At 65.1% G+C, this 15,638-nt stretch carries 14 protein-coding genes and 1 pseudogene; 4 read left to right on the forward strand and 11 right to left on the reverse strand.

What is annotated here, in order from left to right; genetic code table 11:
* Nucleotides 1–14: 14 nt before the first annotated feature.
* From B7E02_RS11250 to B7E02_RS11270, 5 genes are read right to left on the reverse strand one after another with little or no spacing between them, the layout of a single operon-like run.
* On the reverse strand, nt 15–3,254 hold the full coding sequence (locus B7E02_RS11250) for an ATP-dependent helicase (RefSeq protein WP_080796115.1): 3,240 nt from the start codon (nt 3,252–3,254) through the stop codon (nt 15–17).
* The gene (locus B7E02_RS11255) at nt 3,247–6,306 is read right to left on the reverse strand and encodes a PD-(D/E)XK nuclease family protein (protein WP_080796116.1); all 3,060 of its coding nucleotides are present in this window, start codon (nt 6,304–6,306) and stop codon (nt 3,247–3,249) included. Before B7E02_RS11255 ends, B7E02_RS11250 begins: the two co-directional genes overlap by 8 nt.
* A gap of 3 nt (nt 6,307–6,309) precedes the next feature.
* Nucleotides 6,310–7,071, reverse strand: a complete 762-nt coding sequence (locus B7E02_RS11260; RefSeq protein WP_080796118.1) for a TIGR02569 family protein — start codon at nt 7,069–7,071, stop codon at nt 6,310–6,312.
* Nucleotides 7,072–7,079: 8 nt separating this feature from the next.
* Nucleotides 7,080–7,958 (reverse strand): DUF3152 domain-containing protein, encoded by an 879-nt coding sequence (locus B7E02_RS11265; protein ID WP_425429806.1) that lies wholly within the window; start codon nt 7,956–7,958, stop codon nt 7,080–7,082.
* A 17-nt stretch (nt 7,959–7,975) separates the two neighbouring features.
* Nucleotides 7,976–8,203 (reverse strand): DUF3107 domain-containing protein, encoded by a 228-nt coding sequence (locus B7E02_RS11270; protein WP_080796121.1) that lies wholly within the window; start codon nt 8,201–8,203, stop codon nt 7,976–7,978.
* A gap of 69 nt (nt 8,204–8,272) precedes the next feature.
* Here B7E02_RS11270 and B7E02_RS11275 point away from each other — a divergent pair, with 69 nt between their 5' ends.
* Together B7E02_RS11275 and B7E02_RS11280 are read left to right on the forward strand one after the other, a co-directional pair.
* Nucleotides 8,273–9,547: a DEAD/DEAH box helicase gene (locus B7E02_RS11275; RefSeq protein ID WP_080796123.1), complete on the forward strand. Its 1,275-nt coding sequence runs from the start codon at nt 8,273–8,275 to the stop codon at nt 9,545–9,547.
* A 4-nt stretch (nt 9,548–9,551) separates the two neighbouring features.
* Nucleotides 9,552–10,757, forward strand: coding sequence for an Rv3212 family protein (locus B7E02_RS11280; RefSeq protein ID WP_080796125.1), 1,206 nt, complete (start codon nt 9,552–9,554; stop codon nt 10,755–10,757).
* Here the strand turns inward: B7E02_RS11280 and B7E02_RS11285 are convergent.
* Nucleotides 10,751–11,167 (reverse strand): hypothetical protein, encoded by a 417-nt coding sequence (locus B7E02_RS11285; RefSeq protein ID WP_080796127.1) that lies wholly within the window; start codon nt 11,165–11,167, stop codon nt 10,751–10,753. The genes B7E02_RS11280 and B7E02_RS11285 overlap by 7 nt on opposite strands.
* A gap of 552 nt (nt 11,168–11,719) precedes the next feature.
* Between B7E02_RS11285 and whcE the strand changes: the two genes are divergently transcribed.
* A complete protein-coding gene (whcE, locus tag B7E02_RS11290; protein ID WP_080796129.1) occupies nt 11,720–11,980 on the forward strand; it encodes a WhiB family transcriptional regulator WhcE in 261 nt (86 codons plus the stop codon).
* Nucleotides 11,981–12,076: 96 nt separating this feature from the next.
* Nucleotides 12,077–12,151 carry a 50S ribosomal protein bL37 gene (locus B7E02_RS14950; RefSeq protein WP_020948532.1) on the forward strand — a complete coding sequence of 25 codons (75 nt, stop codon included), beginning with the start codon at nt 12,077–12,079 and terminating at the stop codon, nt 12,149–12,151.
* A gap of 44 nt (nt 12,152–12,195) precedes the next feature.
* Here the strand turns inward: B7E02_RS14950 and rsrA are convergent, their stop codons facing one another.
* The 5 genes and pseudogenes from rsrA to B7E02_RS11310 form a co-directional block, all read right to left on the reverse strand.
* A complete protein-coding gene (gene rsrA, locus B7E02_RS11295; RefSeq protein ID WP_080796130.1) occupies nt 12,196–12,441 on the reverse strand; it encodes a mycothiol system anti-sigma-R factor in 246 nt (81 codons plus the stop codon).
* Nucleotides 12,438–13,064, reverse strand: a complete 627-nt coding sequence (locus B7E02_RS11300) for a sigma-70 family RNA polymerase sigma factor (RefSeq protein WP_080796133.1) — start codon at nt 13,062–13,064, stop codon at nt 12,438–12,440. Before B7E02_RS11300 ends, rsrA begins: the two co-directional genes overlap by 4 nt.
* A gap of 151 nt (nt 13,065–13,215) precedes the next feature.
* Entirely contained in the window at nt 13,216–14,199 is a 984-nt protein-coding gene (locus B7E02_RS11305; RefSeq protein ID WP_245802300.1) for an aldo/keto reductase, read from the reverse strand.
* 255 nt (nt 14,200–14,454) lie between these two features.
* A pseudogene (locus B7E02_RS14690) lies at nt 14,455–14,670 on the reverse strand (MerR family DNA-binding transcriptional regulator); the annotation flags it as partial.
* Between the two features lie 89 nt (nt 14,671–14,759).
* Entirely contained in the window at nt 14,760–15,536 is a 777-nt protein-coding gene (locus B7E02_RS11310; protein WP_080796137.1) for a hypothetical protein, read from the reverse strand.
* Nucleotides 15,537–15,638 lie beyond the last annotated feature (102 nt).

Genomic DNA, 15,638 nt, shown 5'->3' on the forward strand with positions numbered 1-15,638 from the left:
CCGTCCTTTCTTTCTCAGTTGATCATAGGCGTCCGCGTCCGGCTGAGGAGATCGGCCAACTCAGCGGCCTCCGGAAAACGCTCCGGTTCAAAGGTGTGATCGTCCGCGACATAGTGAAAGGCACCCCGGACCTGCGCCGGATCCACCCCCTGAAGGTTGGCCCAGGCGATGCGGTAGACGGCCAGCTGGATGATCGCCGCCGCCATCTCCGGACCCGTGGGGGTCCGACCCGTCTTCCAATCCACCACCAGCCAGCCGCCGTCGGCCTCCTCGAAGACCGCGTCCATGCGTCCGCGGATCACATGGCCACCGATCACGACCTCGAAGGGGTGCTCGACGAAGGCCGGTGTGCGCCTGCTCCATGCTGATTCCAGGAAGGCCCTCCGGAGCTCGGTGAAGGTGTGTTCGCCGGATTCCTCCCCGATGCCGGGAAGCTCATCCTCGTCCAGGAGCGCCGTAGCCCCGAAACGGTCCTCCAACCACTGATGGAAGCGGGTTCCGCGTTTGGCGAAGCTGTTCGGTTTGAAGGGCACCGGGCGGCGGAGACGGCGGGCGAACTGTTCGGGGTTGTTTTTCATGCTGACAAGGTCGGTGGCCGTCAGTTCGAGGGAGATCTCGACGTCCAGGACAGGCGAGGACAGCACCCGCTGTTCCTCGATCAGGGCGCCGACCTCCCTCTCCCACAGGGTCTCCAGTCCTCCCTCGGTGGAGGCGGGAGCCGGATCCTCCATCGCCTCGCGGACCATCGCGGCACCGTCGACGACATCGGCGGAAACAGTGGTGCGCGGAAACAGCGCCTCCTCCACTACGGGTCGCTCCACCTCCTCCTCACTGCCCTCCCACCATTCAACAACGGACTCCGGTGCCGTTGAACGCAGGATCTCCAGGCGGTCATAGGGTTTCCGGGAGCCGCCCTCATCGCTCACGGCGGAGGCGGTGACCATGAGAACACGCTCGCTGCGGGTGATTCCGACATAGAACAGGCGGGTGTTCTCCTCGCGGAGTCCCTCCCTGACCTCCTCGGTGTATTCCTCACCGGCCCTCTGCAGCTCCTTGCGGTCGGTGACCTCGGAGGTGTCCAGGATCGGTGCTCCGTCCTCTGCGTCCCCACGCAGCGCCCCCGGAATCGCGGTGACATTCTTCAGCCACGTCGAAGCGCTCGCGTCATAGGTCGAGGCGTCCGCGTGGAGAACGGAGACGATATCCCATTCCAGGCCCTTGGCCTTGTGGACGGTGAGGATCTGCACCCGATCGCTGCGCACCCGTACCTCGCCCGGCTCCAGACCATCCTCCTGGTTGCGTGCCAGGTCGAAGAAGTCAAGCAGTTCGGGCAGACCGGCGCCACCGTGCGCCGCAACCTCCTCGGCGAAACGGTCGAGGTGGACCGTTCCCGCCGCACCGTCGGCCCGGGGATCCTCCCGAGCCAGGACCTCGGTTCGGATACCGAACACGGTCTCGATCTCGGCGAAGATGTCCGGAAGCGAACGGCCCAGGCTGGATCGGCGCAGATGCCGCAGCTGGGCGGAGAGCCGCTTCAAGCGACGGTAGCCCTCCTCGCTGTAGCGCTCGCCCTCCCCCAGGTCCGACACCGCATCCGCGAGCCCGACCATCTCCTCGGATTCGGCGGGGACGGTCTCATCAATGATCGCCTGCAGTCGCTCAACCGGGTCCTCGGGCAGTTCCACCTCGTTGCGGGCGACGCGGCCGGCGATGTTCCGGGCGCGGTCCTGCAGGTGCAGGAGATCGGCGAGACCGAGGCCGACGTGGGGGCCCGCGAGAATGCGCAGTGCGGCCGCGTTGTGCTGGGGGCGGACCAGCATGGTGGCGATGGCCACCATGTCGGCGATCTCGGGAACATCGAGCAGACCCGAGAGTCCGACGATCTCCACCGGGATGCCGCGTGCGCTCAGCTCCTGCGCCATCGCAGCGGAGTGCCTGCGCTTGCGGACCAGTACCGCCGCGGTGAAGCCCTCGCCGCGCCGCTTCCAGTGCCGCTCCATTTCATCGGCGATAAACTCACGTTCCCGCACGGCGGTGGCAAACCACCCGATGGACACCTGTCCCTGCGGCGCCCCCTCCCTGGCCACGAGGGGCTGCACGGTGCGCCCGGGCGCGTCCGCGGGGCCGAGTACCTCACGGGAAACCGCATTGGCCAGATCGAGCACCTCCGGTGGGTTGCGCCAGCTGGTGGTCAGTTCCCGCTTCGGGGCGGGCCGCGGTCCCTCGAGGGAGACCACGGGAAAATCCGTGATGAAGTTGTCCAGGTTGGCCGCCGTAGCGCCCCTCCAGCCGTAGATCGCCTGCATCGGATCGCCCACGGCGTTGACGGTCAGACCCGGATCCGTTCCGCCGAAGAGGCTGCGGAGGAGGACGCGCTGCGAGTGGCTGGTGTCCTGGTACTCGTCGAGCATCACCACGCGGAAGCGGCGGCGCTGGCGGTATCCCACCTGGGGGTGGCGCGAGGCGAGTCTGGCCGCGGTGGACATCTGTTCGCCGAAGGTGATCACGGCACGCTCGTGGAGTTCCTTCTTCAGTGCCTCCACCAGCGGCATGTACTCCAGCCTGGTGATCTGCGTCTCCCGCCATTTCCGCATCTCCGCGTTCAGACCCTCGCGCTGCCCCTTGCCCTTGGGCAGCTCCTCGAAGAGGTTGATCATCGGCCACGATTCCTCGGTGATCTCCTCGGGACCGACCATGTGATTGTCCATCTCGGAGGCCAGCCGGAGGAGGTACTCGGTGACGGTCGCCGGGGTCTGGGTCGCGGTGAGTTCACCGCGGTAGTTGTCCACCACCCCACGGGCGATGTGATAGAGCTCGGTCTGGGTGATCAGTCGCGCCGAGGGTTCGACGGGCAGCAGCAGCCCGTACTCCCGGATCAGCGATCCCGCGTAGGAATCATAGGTGGACACCGTCGGGGTGATCGCCTGGAGGTTGCGCGCCAGTGTTCCACCCGGGTCGAGGTCACGCAGGGTGGGCACACCGGCGAGAGTCTCCAGGCGGTGACGGATCCGCTGGGAAAGCTGCTGCGCGGCCTTTCGTGTGAAGGTCAGGCCGAGAACCTGGTCGGGGGCCACGAATCCGTTGGCCACCAGCCAGACGACGCGGGCGGCCATAGTTTCGGTCTTTCCGGCGCCCGCGCCGGCGACGACGAGCAGGGGGCCCGGTTCAGCGCCGATGATCGCGGCCTGCTGGGCGGTGGGGGCGTGCTGCTGTCCGAGGATTCGGGACAGCAGAATCGGTGAAATCTTAGTCATGGATCAGTTGTCCCTCCGGCTGGACCGGGCAGATGCCTCGGATCGGGCAGTTGGAGCAGGTGGCGTTGGCCCGTGCCAGCAGACGCGGCCCCCGGCGCTGGTGCGCCAGCCCCGGAAGGGTGGCGGCGAAGGCGTCGAGTTCCTCCGGGGTCTTGGCCACCTGTTCACGGGTGGCGATGGTCCTGGAATCGCTGGCGGGAAACACCAGCACACCACCGCCGACCGCATCCGGGGTCTCCCCCGGTTCCGGGTCCTCGATTCGCCGTCCGTGGAGCACCCCCCTGGACAGCGCGAGCTGGTAGGCCGAGAGCTGGGCGTGGTCGACCATGGAGTTCTTGGAGGGCATGCTGGTTCCCGTCTTCAGATCGACGATCACCAGCTCCCCCTCCCCGTTCCGCTCGAGGCGGTCCATGCGGCCGCCGATGCGGACCTCCCCGTCGATGTCGACGGACACCGGCACCTCCACGGCGACCTCGGTGAATGCCGAGCGCGATGTCAGCAGCCACGTCCGGGTGCGTTCCAGTGTGCGTCGAAAAGCACCTTCGGTGCGTTCCCGTGACCAGGCGGGCACGGCGGCCAGATCCATGAACGCCTCGGTCACCATGTCCGCCGCCCGCTCCGGCTCCGCGCCCTGGGCGATGACCTCCGCGTAGGCGTGGATGAGTGTGCCCTTGAGCATCGCGACCGGTGTCTTCTCATCGAGGGAGGATAGACCCGCGCGCAGCGGACAGTTGATAAGTGCCTCGATCCTCGAGGGTGACAGCGACACACGCCCGGGTGCGACCAGTTCCTCATCGGTGGAGGGCGTGCGCAGGGCGGTCCACTCCGCGGGGTCGGCACCCGGCACACCGTGTTCGGCGAGGCGCGCGAGCTGGCGCGCCGCCTGTCGACGCCTCCCCGGGTGCCCGGCACCGTCGCCCACCGCGCGCCGCAGCTCCGCAACCAGCGCGGGAACGGAGAGGAGCCGGTGCCCTAGTGACTCAGGGGCCGCGGCGATCTCCGTTGTGTCACCGCCGCCCACCGACCTCTCCACATCGACCCCGAGCTCCTCCAGGAAGCGGGAGGGCTCGCGTACCTCATCGCCGTCGGGGGCGTCTGTTGCAGTGATCAGCACACTCTCGCTCGCCCTGGTCACCGCGACGTGGAAGAGGCGGCGTTCCTCGGCCAGCCGTTCCGCGGAACGGGAGATGATGATGTCCGGATCGATGCCCTCGTCGACGAGATCCACCAGTTCCTCCTGACCGAGCAGCGTTCCGGTCTCCCCGAGCGATGGCCAGCTGCCCTCCTGGACACCGGCGACCACCACCTTCCTCCACTGCATGCCGGTGGTTGAATGCGCGGTGACCACACTGACGGCCTCCGGAGTCACCCCGCGACGCTCGCGGACCCCGGTGGGCAGCTCCTGCTCGTTGATGTGCAGGATGAAGGAGCGGAGGCTCGCGGTGGGGCGGCGCTCGACGTAGTCGCCCGCGGCGTCAAACAGAGACATCATTGCGTCGAGATCACGATCCGCCTGGGACCCCGCGGCACCGCCGCGGAGACTGGAGGCGGCCAAACGCTCGGAGAGCCCGGTGGCCTGCCACACCGCCCACAGCACCTCCTCGAGGCTGCCTCCCAGCGCTGCGCGTCCCGCCTGAACCACGGAACGCACACGGGTGAGCAGCTCAATCTCACGTTCGGTGAGATAGGAGGTCAGCTCAGTATCCGGGCCGGAATCGAGCATTCCGCGCAGCACCTCGATCGCGCGCCGGTGTCCACCGGCGCGCATCTCGGCCTGGCGCAGGCCCCGGAGCAGTCGCCGCAGCGTCACCGGGTCCGCCCCGCCGATCGGGCCGAGGAGCAGATCCTCCAGTTCCAGCGGCGTGAGCTGCTCGCTTAGCGAGCGCAACCCGAGGATCATCGCGGCGACGATCCGCTGCTCGGAGAGCACCACATCGGTAGGGTTGACATGCACCGGTACACCGGCGGCGAGCAGTACACGCCGCACCGGTGCGATCATCCCGGAGGACCGCACGATCACCGCGATCCCCGACCACTCCACACCGTCGATGAGGTGGGCGCGACGGACCGCATCGGCAATGACATCATTATGCGCCGATTCGGTCTCGGCGATGACCACCCGGCGTTCCGGTGCACGCCGGGAAGCACCGAGGTTGAGCTCGTGATCGACTCCGACCCCGGTGAGGAACTCCGAGTTCGCCCCCCGGAAGTGGAACACCGACTGCCGCGGATCACCGGCGATCACCGCTAGCTCGGCCGCGGGCAGGAAACGCGAGATCAACTCCGCCGACTTGGGATCCAGGTGCTGCGCATCATCGACGAACACCCCGCGGTAGTGCACGCGCGGCTCGGGACCCGCAAGGGCCGCGCAGACCAGCTCCGAGGCGGAGTAGCTGTGAGCCCCGGACAGACCCATGATCTGACGGTACTCACGGAGGAACTCCCCCGCGGCCGACCAGTTCGGGCGGTTGTGGCGGGATCCCAGTTCAACCAGCTCCTCCGGTCCGATTCCACGTTCGACCGCGCGGAGGAGGAAATCGCGCAACTGCCGTGCGAAGCCAACCATGCGCAGCCCCTCGCGCTGTTCCGGGGGCCATGACCCACGTCCGTCATCGGCCTGACCGCGCAGCAGCTCACGGATCACCGCATCCTGCTCGGCGCCGGTGATCAGGCGGACATCACCATCGGAGGCATCACGGATCAGGGCGAAGGCAAGGGAGTGGAGGGAACGCACCAGGGGTCCGTCGGAGACGTAGTTCATAGCGGACACCTGCTCGGAGAGTTCACGACGCAGCCTGGATGCCGCCTCCCTCGATGTTGCAACGACCAGGATCTCGGAGGGATCCCATCCCTGCCGGATCCTCTCCACGACGGTATCGATCAGCAGGGAGCTCACACCCGAACCCGCTTCGCCGAGAACCCGCCAACTCCCGACGCCACCACCGATCAGGTGCGCGGGATCCCCCTCCCAGGTTCGGGCGGTCTGCCTTCTGATGGCGCTGACGAGCCGGACCTCGGGATCCGGCGGAATGAAGGGCTGGTATTCCGGCATGAATCAGATTGTGTCAGATACGTGTGACACCAACAGTTCCTCGACGCGGTCAAGGTTGGCAAGGGCATTCGAATCGGTGTCCCCGGAGAATTCCCGGATGTTGCGGCGGTAGAGGAAGGCCCGCAGCAGGAGCTGGTCGATGTCGGGAAGGTGCGAGAAGCGGCGGAGAATGCCGTCATCCACCGCCGCCAGCAGCAGTCCGTCGATGATCACCAGGGCGGCCGTGAAGCCGTGCGGCCGGTGCACCGGGACGATATCGGTGACAACGGGGGGCTGGGTCCCGGAGAACAGGGTGGTTGCGAGCATGTCCGCGTGTCCGACCTGATCAGGGGCATCGAGGGGATGCAGGAGCTCGCCGATCCGGCCCGACTTCTCCTCCCATGCCTGGATGTCGGCCCTGGTGAACACGGTGTCCGCCGGGGTGGGCATGCTGGCTCCGACAAGGGCATCGGCCAGGCGGAGGGCCGCGACGACGGTCTCATCCACCCGCCTGCTGACCACGCCGGTGGAGTAGATCGATGTCCGCCATCCGGCGACCACGAAACGCCCGTCGGTGGAACGGATCGGGCGCACGACCCGGACCCCGGTGGGTTTGAGGGATTCACGGTTCTTCGATGACCAGGCGGAGATCTCCGGGTTCAGCGCCCTGGAAAAGACCGTGTTCCCGACCCTGAAGCCGTAATCCCACGCCGATCCGAGCTGTTCAGCCGGGCCGGCGCCCACCTGGAACGCATCGCGGACATGGTCGGGTAGCTGTTCGGACAATTCTTCTCCTAAAATCCCCGCGGATACGGCCAGGGGTTGATCACGCAGGTTGCGTTGTCGTCGGGGTAGACCTCATCGGGGTCGATGCGGAAGAGCTCCGAATTGTTCAGGCTCAGGGTCTGCTGCATCATGATCGGAGCCAGTTCACCGTCACCGCCGCAGGAATCGTGGGCACCGTAGCCGATGCCGTGACCGACCTCATGATTGATCAGGTACTGGCGGTATGAACCGAGATCGCCGTCGAAGGGGACGGCCCCGCGGATCCAGCGTGACTCGTTGATCAGAACACGGTTGCCATCGGCGTAGAAGCAGCTGGTCTCCATGGCGATATCATTGCCGCACAGATCGTGGGTGGTACCCACGGTGGTCAGTTGGATCCGCAGGTCCGGTTCCCTCTGATCATCGGCGGGGAGGTGCTCGAAAGCGAAGCCCGGATCCGCCGTCCATCCCTTGGGATTTGCCAGCGTGGCGTCGACGGCGGAGACGAAGCCGTCATCGCCGCCGTAGCCGGCGGTGTTGATTCCGTTCTCCACCTCGACGACGTAGGTGAACACCCTGTCCCTGCCCTGGCCCACCTGCGGCAGTCCGGCACCGACGGTGCGGTAGAAACCGTCCCCTGACTCGGTGACCGGCCCGCCGGGCGGCAACGCGGTCAGCGGGATGCCGCTCGGGCGGGCATCCGCCGGGTCGGGTCCGTGGGAGTGCAACGCCGTCTGGGCCACCCCGGTGCTTGTCGACGCCGAGGTCTGATCCACCTCACCGCCGCCGGTGAAGACATCGACGAGCACCCAGACCGTTATCACGGTCAGAACCGGTATCGCGTAGGCGCGCCACCCGTAGTCCCGCGCGAAACGGACAAGAAAGGGTTCGACAGACACGTTGTTGATTGACCTCTGTCTATTTCTCAGGCACCGGCGAAGCCGACGGTGCGGGGGGTGGAGGTACCCACCTCCACATAGGCGATGCGGCTGTTGCGGATCAGGTAGCGGCGACCCTTGTCATCGCTGAGGTCAAAAACCCCGGACTCGTTGGTGAGTGCCTCGGACACCTTCGCCACCACCTCATCCTGGCTCAGACCCGAGGAAATAATGAGCTCACGTGCAGTATCGGAGAAACCGACCTTGATATCCATAGTTCTTCCCTTTTCATCGTTGTTGGTGGAATGACCCTATTCTAACCACGCAGCGATAGTATTTAGCTTGTGACTTCTGAAAGCCCCAGACCTACATTCACTGAGCTCGGCGTCGCAGTTGAAATCACCGACGCGCTGGAAGCCCTCGGGATTACACATACCTTCGCGATCCAGGAGTACACCCTGCCCATTGCACTTGACGGCCATGACCTTATCGGTCAGGCGCGCACGGGCATGGGTAAGACCTACGGATTCGGTGTGCCGCTGCTCGATCGGGTCTTCGACTCCGCAGATGTCGAGGAGATTGATGGTACACCCCGAGCACTGGTGATCGTGCCCACCCGCGAGCTCGCGGTACAGGTCGGTGATGATCTCCAGCGTGCGGCGGTCAACCTCCCGCTGACAGTGTTCACCATCTACGGCGGTACACCCTATGAGGAGCAGACAGAGGCGTTGAAGAGCGGCGTCGATGTGGTCGTGGGTACCCCCGGCAGGCTCCTCGACCTTCAGCAGCGGGGCACCCTCGAACTGGACAGGGTGGCCATCCTCGTCCTGGACGAGGCCGATGAGATGCTCGATCTCGGGTTCCTCCCCGACATTGAGAAGCTGATGCGCACCCTGACCCACCGCCACCAGACGATGCTGTTCTCAGCGACGATGCCCGGCCCGATCCTGACCCTGGCCAGAAGCTTCCTGGACAGGCCGGTGCACATCCGGGCGGAGGCCGCGGACTCCTCGACCACCCACGCCAGCACCCGGCAGGTGGTCTTCCAGGCGCACCGTATGGACAAGGAGGCGATCACCGCGCGGATCCTCCAGGCGAAGGGGCGTGGCCGGACCATCATCTTCGCCAGGACCAAGCGCACCGCCGCCCAGGTTGCCGAGGATCTCGCGGCACGCGGATTTTCGGTCGGTTCCGTCCACGGTGACATGGGGCAGCCCGCGCGCGAACGGTCGCTGAACGCCTTCCGCACGGGTGCCATTGACATCCTGGTGGCCACCGATGTCGCGGCGCGGGGAATCGACGTCGACGATGTCACCCACGTGATCAACTACCAGACCCCGGACGATCCGATGACCTACGTGCACCGCATCGGGCGCACCGGACGCGCGGGCCATGAGGGAATCGCGGTGACCCTGGTCGGCTACGATGAGCTGGCGAAGTGGACCGCTATCGACCAGGAGCTGGGTCTGGGACAACCCGATCCCCCGCAGTGGTTCTCCACCTCCCCGGAGCTCTACACCGCGCTGTCCATCCCTGAGGGCGCCGGCGACCGTGTGGGACCGTCCAGGAAGGTGCTCGGTGGAGCGGCCGTACGTACGAGTCCCCGCCGGAGGCGATAGGCAGATGGGGGAGAAACCTCTGCGCCGGACGCGCACCGATCTCATTCTCACCGCCGCATTCACCGCGGCCGCGATCGTCGGGGTCACCACCGTCTGGGTCACCGCGCCCGCCCGCGACGCCCACCTGAGCACCGCCTCCGAGACCTTCGTCGCCGGTCCTGGCATCGAGGTTGTTCCGCAATCGCTGACGCAGGCATGGACAGTGACGGACACCGCGCCCGGAAACCATAAGCCGCTCACCGCCGGTGGGGTGGTGATCGCCGCGGACGGGCCGACGGTCAGTGGCTACACGCCCGGCGGGGACCTGCTGTGGAGCTACGAGCGCGAGGACGATCTCTGCGCGCTGATGAGCGGCTTCGAATCCGCCGTTGCGGTCTACCGCACCGGCGTCGGATGCGGCGATGTGGTGGAGATCCGGGCGGCCACGGGTGAGTACGGGGCCACGCGGAGCGCGATAGCCAGCGAGACGGTGGCGCCGATCTCCTCGAACGACAGGGTGGGCATCCTCGGCAGTGAACGCGTGGAGCTCTGGCGTTCGGATCTGGTGAGAACCGTCGAGTACGGCGATGTCGAGGCGAAACAGGAGGCGGCTCAGCAACCCCACGAGGACTGTTCGGTGACTTCGGCGATGACCCGCAAGGAGCTTCTGGCGGTGGTGGACGACTGCGCCGACGGGTACCACCTCAGGCTGCAGAACACCACGCCCGAGGATTCCCGCGAGCCGGAGATCTCCCGGGACATAGCCATCGACGGCGTCAATGCCCGACTGGTGGCGGTGGGCCAGGAGGCCGCGGCGGTGTACGTGGAGAATCCGGAGCCGATGATCGTCTCCTACGACAGCCAGGGCGAGCAGACCTCGTCCAGGAGCGTGGACGGGGTCGACTTCCCCGCTCCCCCGTTCCAGCCGGCGACCGCCGACCTGCCGCACCACATGTCCTGGTTCGACGGTGGGCATCTGACTCTTTTCACACCCAGCAGGCTGGGTGTGGCAACACGGTTCGATGATGCCCTGGGCACCGGTATCGCGGTGGGGGGACGTCTCCTTTACCCCGTCGCCGGGGGCATCGCCGTCGCCGACTGGGACTCCGGGGAGGTGCTGCGCACGCTGGCGGTGGATCGGGGGAACTACTCCGGTCCGGTGTCGCTGGCGCTGGCGGGTGGAACCATCGTGGAAAAGCGCGGTGGGACCCTGGTGGGCCTGACTCAGTAGATGTTTGCCGCCCAGTGCACCGAGCGGGCGTGGAAGAGCATGGCCAGGCATGCGATGGCGGAGAGACCCACCAGAACGGCCCACACCGGCTGTCCCGCGGTGAAGATGGTGTAGGCGATCGGCAGCAGAATGATGTTAAGCATCACGATGGGGCCGCGTCCCCATTTCCTTCCACGGATCATGTTTATCCCGCCCGCGAGCACCGTACCAAAGACGATGATGAAGAACACCGCGGTACCGAAACCGACCCAGGTGTTCGCATCCTCCGCCTCATAGACGATGCTGGCGTCATGCCGCCCCGTCAACTCCCGGAAAATGAGGATCCCCGCATAAAGAATGCCGATGCAGGACTGCACGATGCCGATGATCCCGCCCCAGCGGACGGTGTTCGGCACAATTGGAGTAGTCACGGGTGTTCAGTCTAATCACCGGAGCGGGGCGCGGGTAGTTCACCTCCGTGACACGGAGGTGCCGGCGAGCCCGGTTCCGGGAACCGCGCAATTTGTGGATATATCCACAGGTGGCGATCACTTTCCCGGTTGAGTGAATATGAACTTGACATCGCCACCGGTGACACACTGACGGCCATTTCACAGAACCTAAAGGTAGTCGAAATATTCACGGGGGAAACTGAGTGCCAAACTGTGGCGCGTCCCACAAGGATGCGCCAGGTAACACACAAGTAGACGGTCAAACTTGTGATGTCTGACACAAATTGAGCCGCACCCCTAGCCAACAGCGGATGTACATGCCATTATTTCCAAGTACCAAAAAGAACTAGAACGAAATTGGTTCTTAACTTCGGTCCAGCGCAGCATTAACTCCCGGTAAACGAGCAAGACGCATCCGTGCGTCTTCTTTGATGTGCCAGGGACTCTCAGCACCCAACAAGACCACAACTGGCCTTCATGCCGCGCGCCCGAAAAACACTGTTGAAGCTTTAATGAAAAGGAGTTATCGAAATGGATTGGCGCCACGAGGCAGTTTGCCGCGAAGAGGACCCCGAGCTGTTCTTCCCCGTCGGCAATTCCGGCCCGGCCCTCGCCCAGATCGCATCCGCAAAGATGGTCTGCAACCGTTGTCCCGTCACCTCCCAGTGCCTTGCCTGGGCACTTGAAACCGGGCAGGACGCCGGAGTCTGGGGCGGCATGAGCGAAGATGAGCGCCGCGCGCTCAAGCGCCGCAAGAACCGCGGCCGCGGTCGCGCCCGCATCGCGGTCTAAGCCATAATTCAACTTCCAACCTCAGCTTTGTTCCGCATATGGGCACCCGCTAAAGTGTTGTAGGTTGATCAACATTCAAGCACAAGGAGGACCCGCATGAGCAAGCGAGGACGTAAGCGCAAGGATCGTCGGAAGAAGGGCGCGAACCACGGACGTCGCCCCAATTCCTAAAAATAAATGAACCGCTCGGAAGATTCCTCTTCCGAGCGGTTTTTTTATTGCCGGTACTCCACACGGATGCTGTAACTTATCCGTTGTCTGAGCTCGGCAGGCGCCGGTGGGCAGCAGCACTTTCGCAGTAATGCACGCAGCTCTGTTTCCGCATGAAGCAGCTGTGCGCAGTGCGGACAGTCCTCAGCATGCAGTCTCAGCCGCGAGCATTCCTCGGCAGTGAGCTGATCATCGACGAGTTGAAACAGGGTGTCGTAGAACTCAGAGCATCCGCACTCGTTCTCTGTCATTTCTCCGCCTCCGAATTTTTAACCACATCGGGATGGGTCAATCCGATCCCGTGCTCTTGCGCTACTTCCTTTAACATCCCACGTAGCTGTTTTCTTCCACGGTGCAGGCGGGACATCACCGTGCCCAGTGGGATGTCCATGATCTCGGCGATCTCGCGGTAGGAAAGATCCTCCACATCGGCGTAGTAGACCACCATGCGGTACTCGGGACTGAGCTTGTTCATCGCCTCGCCGATCTGCCCGTCGGGGAGATTCTTCAGCGCCTCGACCTCGGCGGATTCCAATCCGCTGGAGGTGTGGGAGAAGGTGTCCACCAGCTGATAGTCGGTGACATCCTCGGTGGAGGTCTGGGAAGGCTGCCGCTGCTTCTTGCGATAGGTGTTGATGTAGGTGTTGGTCATGATCCGGTAGAGCCACGCCTTGAGGTTGGTACCGGGGCGGAAACTCGCAAAGGCCTGGTACGCCTTGACATAGGTGTCCTGGACCAGATCCTCCGCGTCGGCTGGATTGCGGGTCATGCGCAGCGCGCCACCGTACAATTGGTCAAGCAGAGGTAGTGCTTCCTCTTCGAAGCGTCTTGCCAGCGATTCGCTATCAAGCGTGCCGGTTCTGTTCTGCGCCATGCGGCCCCTTTCAAAACACGTAAGCGCCATTCTACGTTCCCCCGCGCCCGGGCCTGAAGCGCGGGTGAGCCTTCCCCCGGCCCGGGACCGTGGTATCGCCTGTGCTCAGTCGGCTGCCGGGGTGGCAACGACCGGCGGATCGACCCCGGGCCTACTCGCGTCCCGCGGAGATCCAGGTGGGATCGTCGATGATGTTGCGGGACCCGGACACCAGCGCGGCAACACCGTCGAGTTCGGCGAGCGACCTGTCATCGAGAAGGACATCGACCGCCCGTGCATTCTCCTCCAGGCGGGGGGTTGACCGTGTGCCGGGGATCGGCACCACCGTCAGCCCGTGCCTGCGGCGGGCGTCGATAAGCCATGCCAGACAGACCTGCGCATTCGTGGCACCGATCCGGTCCGCAACTCCGGAGACCACAGCCAGCGCGCGCTGGTTGGCGCTCCAGCCGGCGTTGATGCGCTCCATTCCGGCACGGGCGTCACCCGTGATCTGTTCGCGGGTCAGGGTGCCGGTGAGGAGGCCGCGCCCGAGCGGGGAGTATGGAACGAAGCCGACTCCCAGTTCGGCGCAGGCGGGCACCACGTTGTCCTCCACGTCCCGCGACCACAGACTCCATTCGCTCTGCACCGCGGCGATGGGGTGCACCCGGTGGGCGCGACGCAGCTCCGCCGCGGTGACCTCCGAGAGTCCGATGTGCCGGACCTTTCCCGCGGCGACCTGCTCGGCCATGAAACCGACGGTCTCCTCAACCTGGACCTCAGGGTCCGGGCGGTGCAGGTACCAGAGATCGATGACATCGGTGCCCAGGCGCCGAAGGGAATCCTCCAGGCAGCGCCGTGCGTACCCGCGGTCGCCGCGGGTGCGTTTTCCCGCACCCGCCACCGCGGGATCGGAGGAGAGTCCGATCGCCCCGGTGATACCGAACTTGGTGGCCAGGGTCACCTCCCCGCGGCGATCCCGGAGCAGCCTGGAGAGGAGTTCCTCGTTGGTCCCCGCGGGACCGGTGGTACCCGGCGCGGGCGCACCGTAGACGTCGGCGGTATCAATGAAACTCACCCCGATATCCACCGCGTGGTGCAGCACCTGCAGCGCCCGGTCATCGTCGATTCCCCCATACACCGGGGTCAGCGCCATGGCACCGAAGCCGGTGCGGGAAGTGACCAGACCGTCGCCGAGGAACACCGGCCCCGTGGACACCGGGATCCCGGTGCAATCGAGGCCCGCCGATATGAGCGTGCGGTAGTGTGCGGATTTCTCCTCGACCACCCTGATGTCCTCATGTAGTTCACGGATCCGGGTGTGGATGTGCTCGCGGTGGTCATCGAGAATGCGCATGCGCTGACCATGCGTTGTGGTGCCCTGTCCGAGCATGGTGGTGAACTCGCGCATCCGCGCCACCGGCATGCCCATCCTGCGCAGGGTCACCAGTAGTTCCACGATCCTGACGCTCGCCTCGTCGTATCGTCTGACTCCCGCGTGATCCCTGGGCACCTCGGGGATCAGCCCCTCCTGCTCGTACCAGCGCAGGGTGTCACGGCTCAGCCCGGTGCGGGCCGATACCCCGGAGATGGATAGATCGGCGCGGTCCTGCCTGTTTTCGCTCATGGGCCAAGGCCAGGTGCTGGAGTGCACTCCAGGTCAAGCGATGGGTCCGAGGAGCCGTGGGCATCCGGTACCGCCCTGCTCCATCACCCTCACTGGAAGGCGGAGTGCCGGACCTCATGGTAGTTGCTCGGGACACGGAGGAGCTCATAGATGTAGTGGGTGACCGCGTGGGTGAGGTCATAGCCCCCGCACCGTGGATCCCGGCACCAGTACCGCTGGGGGTTGCCCCTGACATTGTAGAAGTAAAGATCGTTGGGGCAGTAGAGCTTGCGCGGCTGACCGGTTTCCCGGTTCACCTGTTCATCGTAGTAATCGGCCGCGGTGCGGCACATCCCCTCCAGGTGGAAGGTGACGGGGCCGAAGGCGTAAAGATTCGTTTCAAAGGTGATCTGCTTCTCCCCCTTCGTGATGCTTCTTTGGCACTGGGGGCACGAGGGGTGCTCACCGGGATTGTTGAATCTCTCAAACTCCTCCAGCTCGTCCTCGATCCGGGCCTGCCTGGCCATCTCCGGGCAGGGCATCAGATGGTGGCAGCCGGCGCAGACCGCGTAGTGTTCCTGAAGGCTGTACACCCAGGGCTCGATGATTTTCCAGGGATCCGAGGTCCATCCGCGGTGAATGTCCTGATCCCCGCCATCGGTCCCACCGCGCCGATTCAGTGGACGCAGGTGCATGAACAACCAGTTCCCGTCCTCGTTTTCGCCCTCGGTGATGTCCATGATCCGCCAGGCCCTCGGATGCTCGCCCTCCTCCGCAGCAAGCGCGATGTTCATACCGGGTTCCGCGAGTGCGCGGACCGTTCCCATCATCGCCCAACTGTCGATCGCCTTGAGGACCCCGTTCATGTTCTTCCACGGCCTGCCCATCCTGTGTTCCTCCAAGTCCCCGGTGCCGGTGTGTTGTCCGGTTGTCACTGTAAACCGGTGGCGGGACACCGGGGGCACCCCCCGGGAACATCTGAGCGAAGG

It is taken from the genome of Corynebacterium pacaense (assembly GCF_900169525.1).
Taxonomy (GTDB): Bacteria; Actinomycetota; Actinomycetes; order Mycobacteriales; family Mycobacteriaceae; genus Corynebacterium; species Corynebacterium pacaense.

Bases quoted from the DNA above. Each gene is read 5' to 3' on its own strand.
- whcE (WP_080796129.1), top strand. From the start codon at position 11,720: ATGGATTGGCGCCACGAGGCAGTTTGCCGCGAAGAGGACCCCGAGCTG.
- B7E02_RS11310 (WP_080796137.1), bottom strand. From the start codon at position 15,536: ATGGGCAGGCCGTGGAAGAACATGAACGGGGTCCTCAAGGCGATCGAC.
- B7E02_RS11250 (WP_080796115.1), bottom strand. From the start codon at position 3,254: ATGACTAAGATTTCACCGATTCTGCTGTCCCGAATCCTCGGACAGCAG.
- B7E02_RS11305 (WP_245802300.1), bottom strand. From the start codon at position 14,199: ATGGCGCTGACCCCGGTGTATGGGGGAATCGACGATGACCGGGCGCTG.
- B7E02_RS11255 (WP_080796116.1), bottom strand. From the start codon at position 6,306: ATGCCGGAATACCAGCCCTTCATTCCGCCGGATCCCGAGGTCCGGCTC.
- rsrA (WP_080796130.1), bottom strand. From the start codon at position 12,441: ATGACAGAGAACGAGTGCGGATGCTCTGAGTTCTACGACACCCTGTTT.
- B7E02_RS11280 (WP_080796125.1), top strand. From the start codon at position 9,552: ATGGGGGAGAAACCTCTGCGCCGGACGCGCACCGATCTCATTCTCACC.
- B7E02_RS11270 (WP_080796121.1), bottom strand. From the start codon at position 8,203: ATGGATATCAAGGTCGGTTTCTCCGATACTGCACGTGAGCTCATTATT.
- B7E02_RS11300 (WP_080796133.1), bottom strand. From the start codon at position 13,064: ATGGCGCAGAACAGAACCGGCACGCTTGATAGCGAATCGCTGGCAAGA.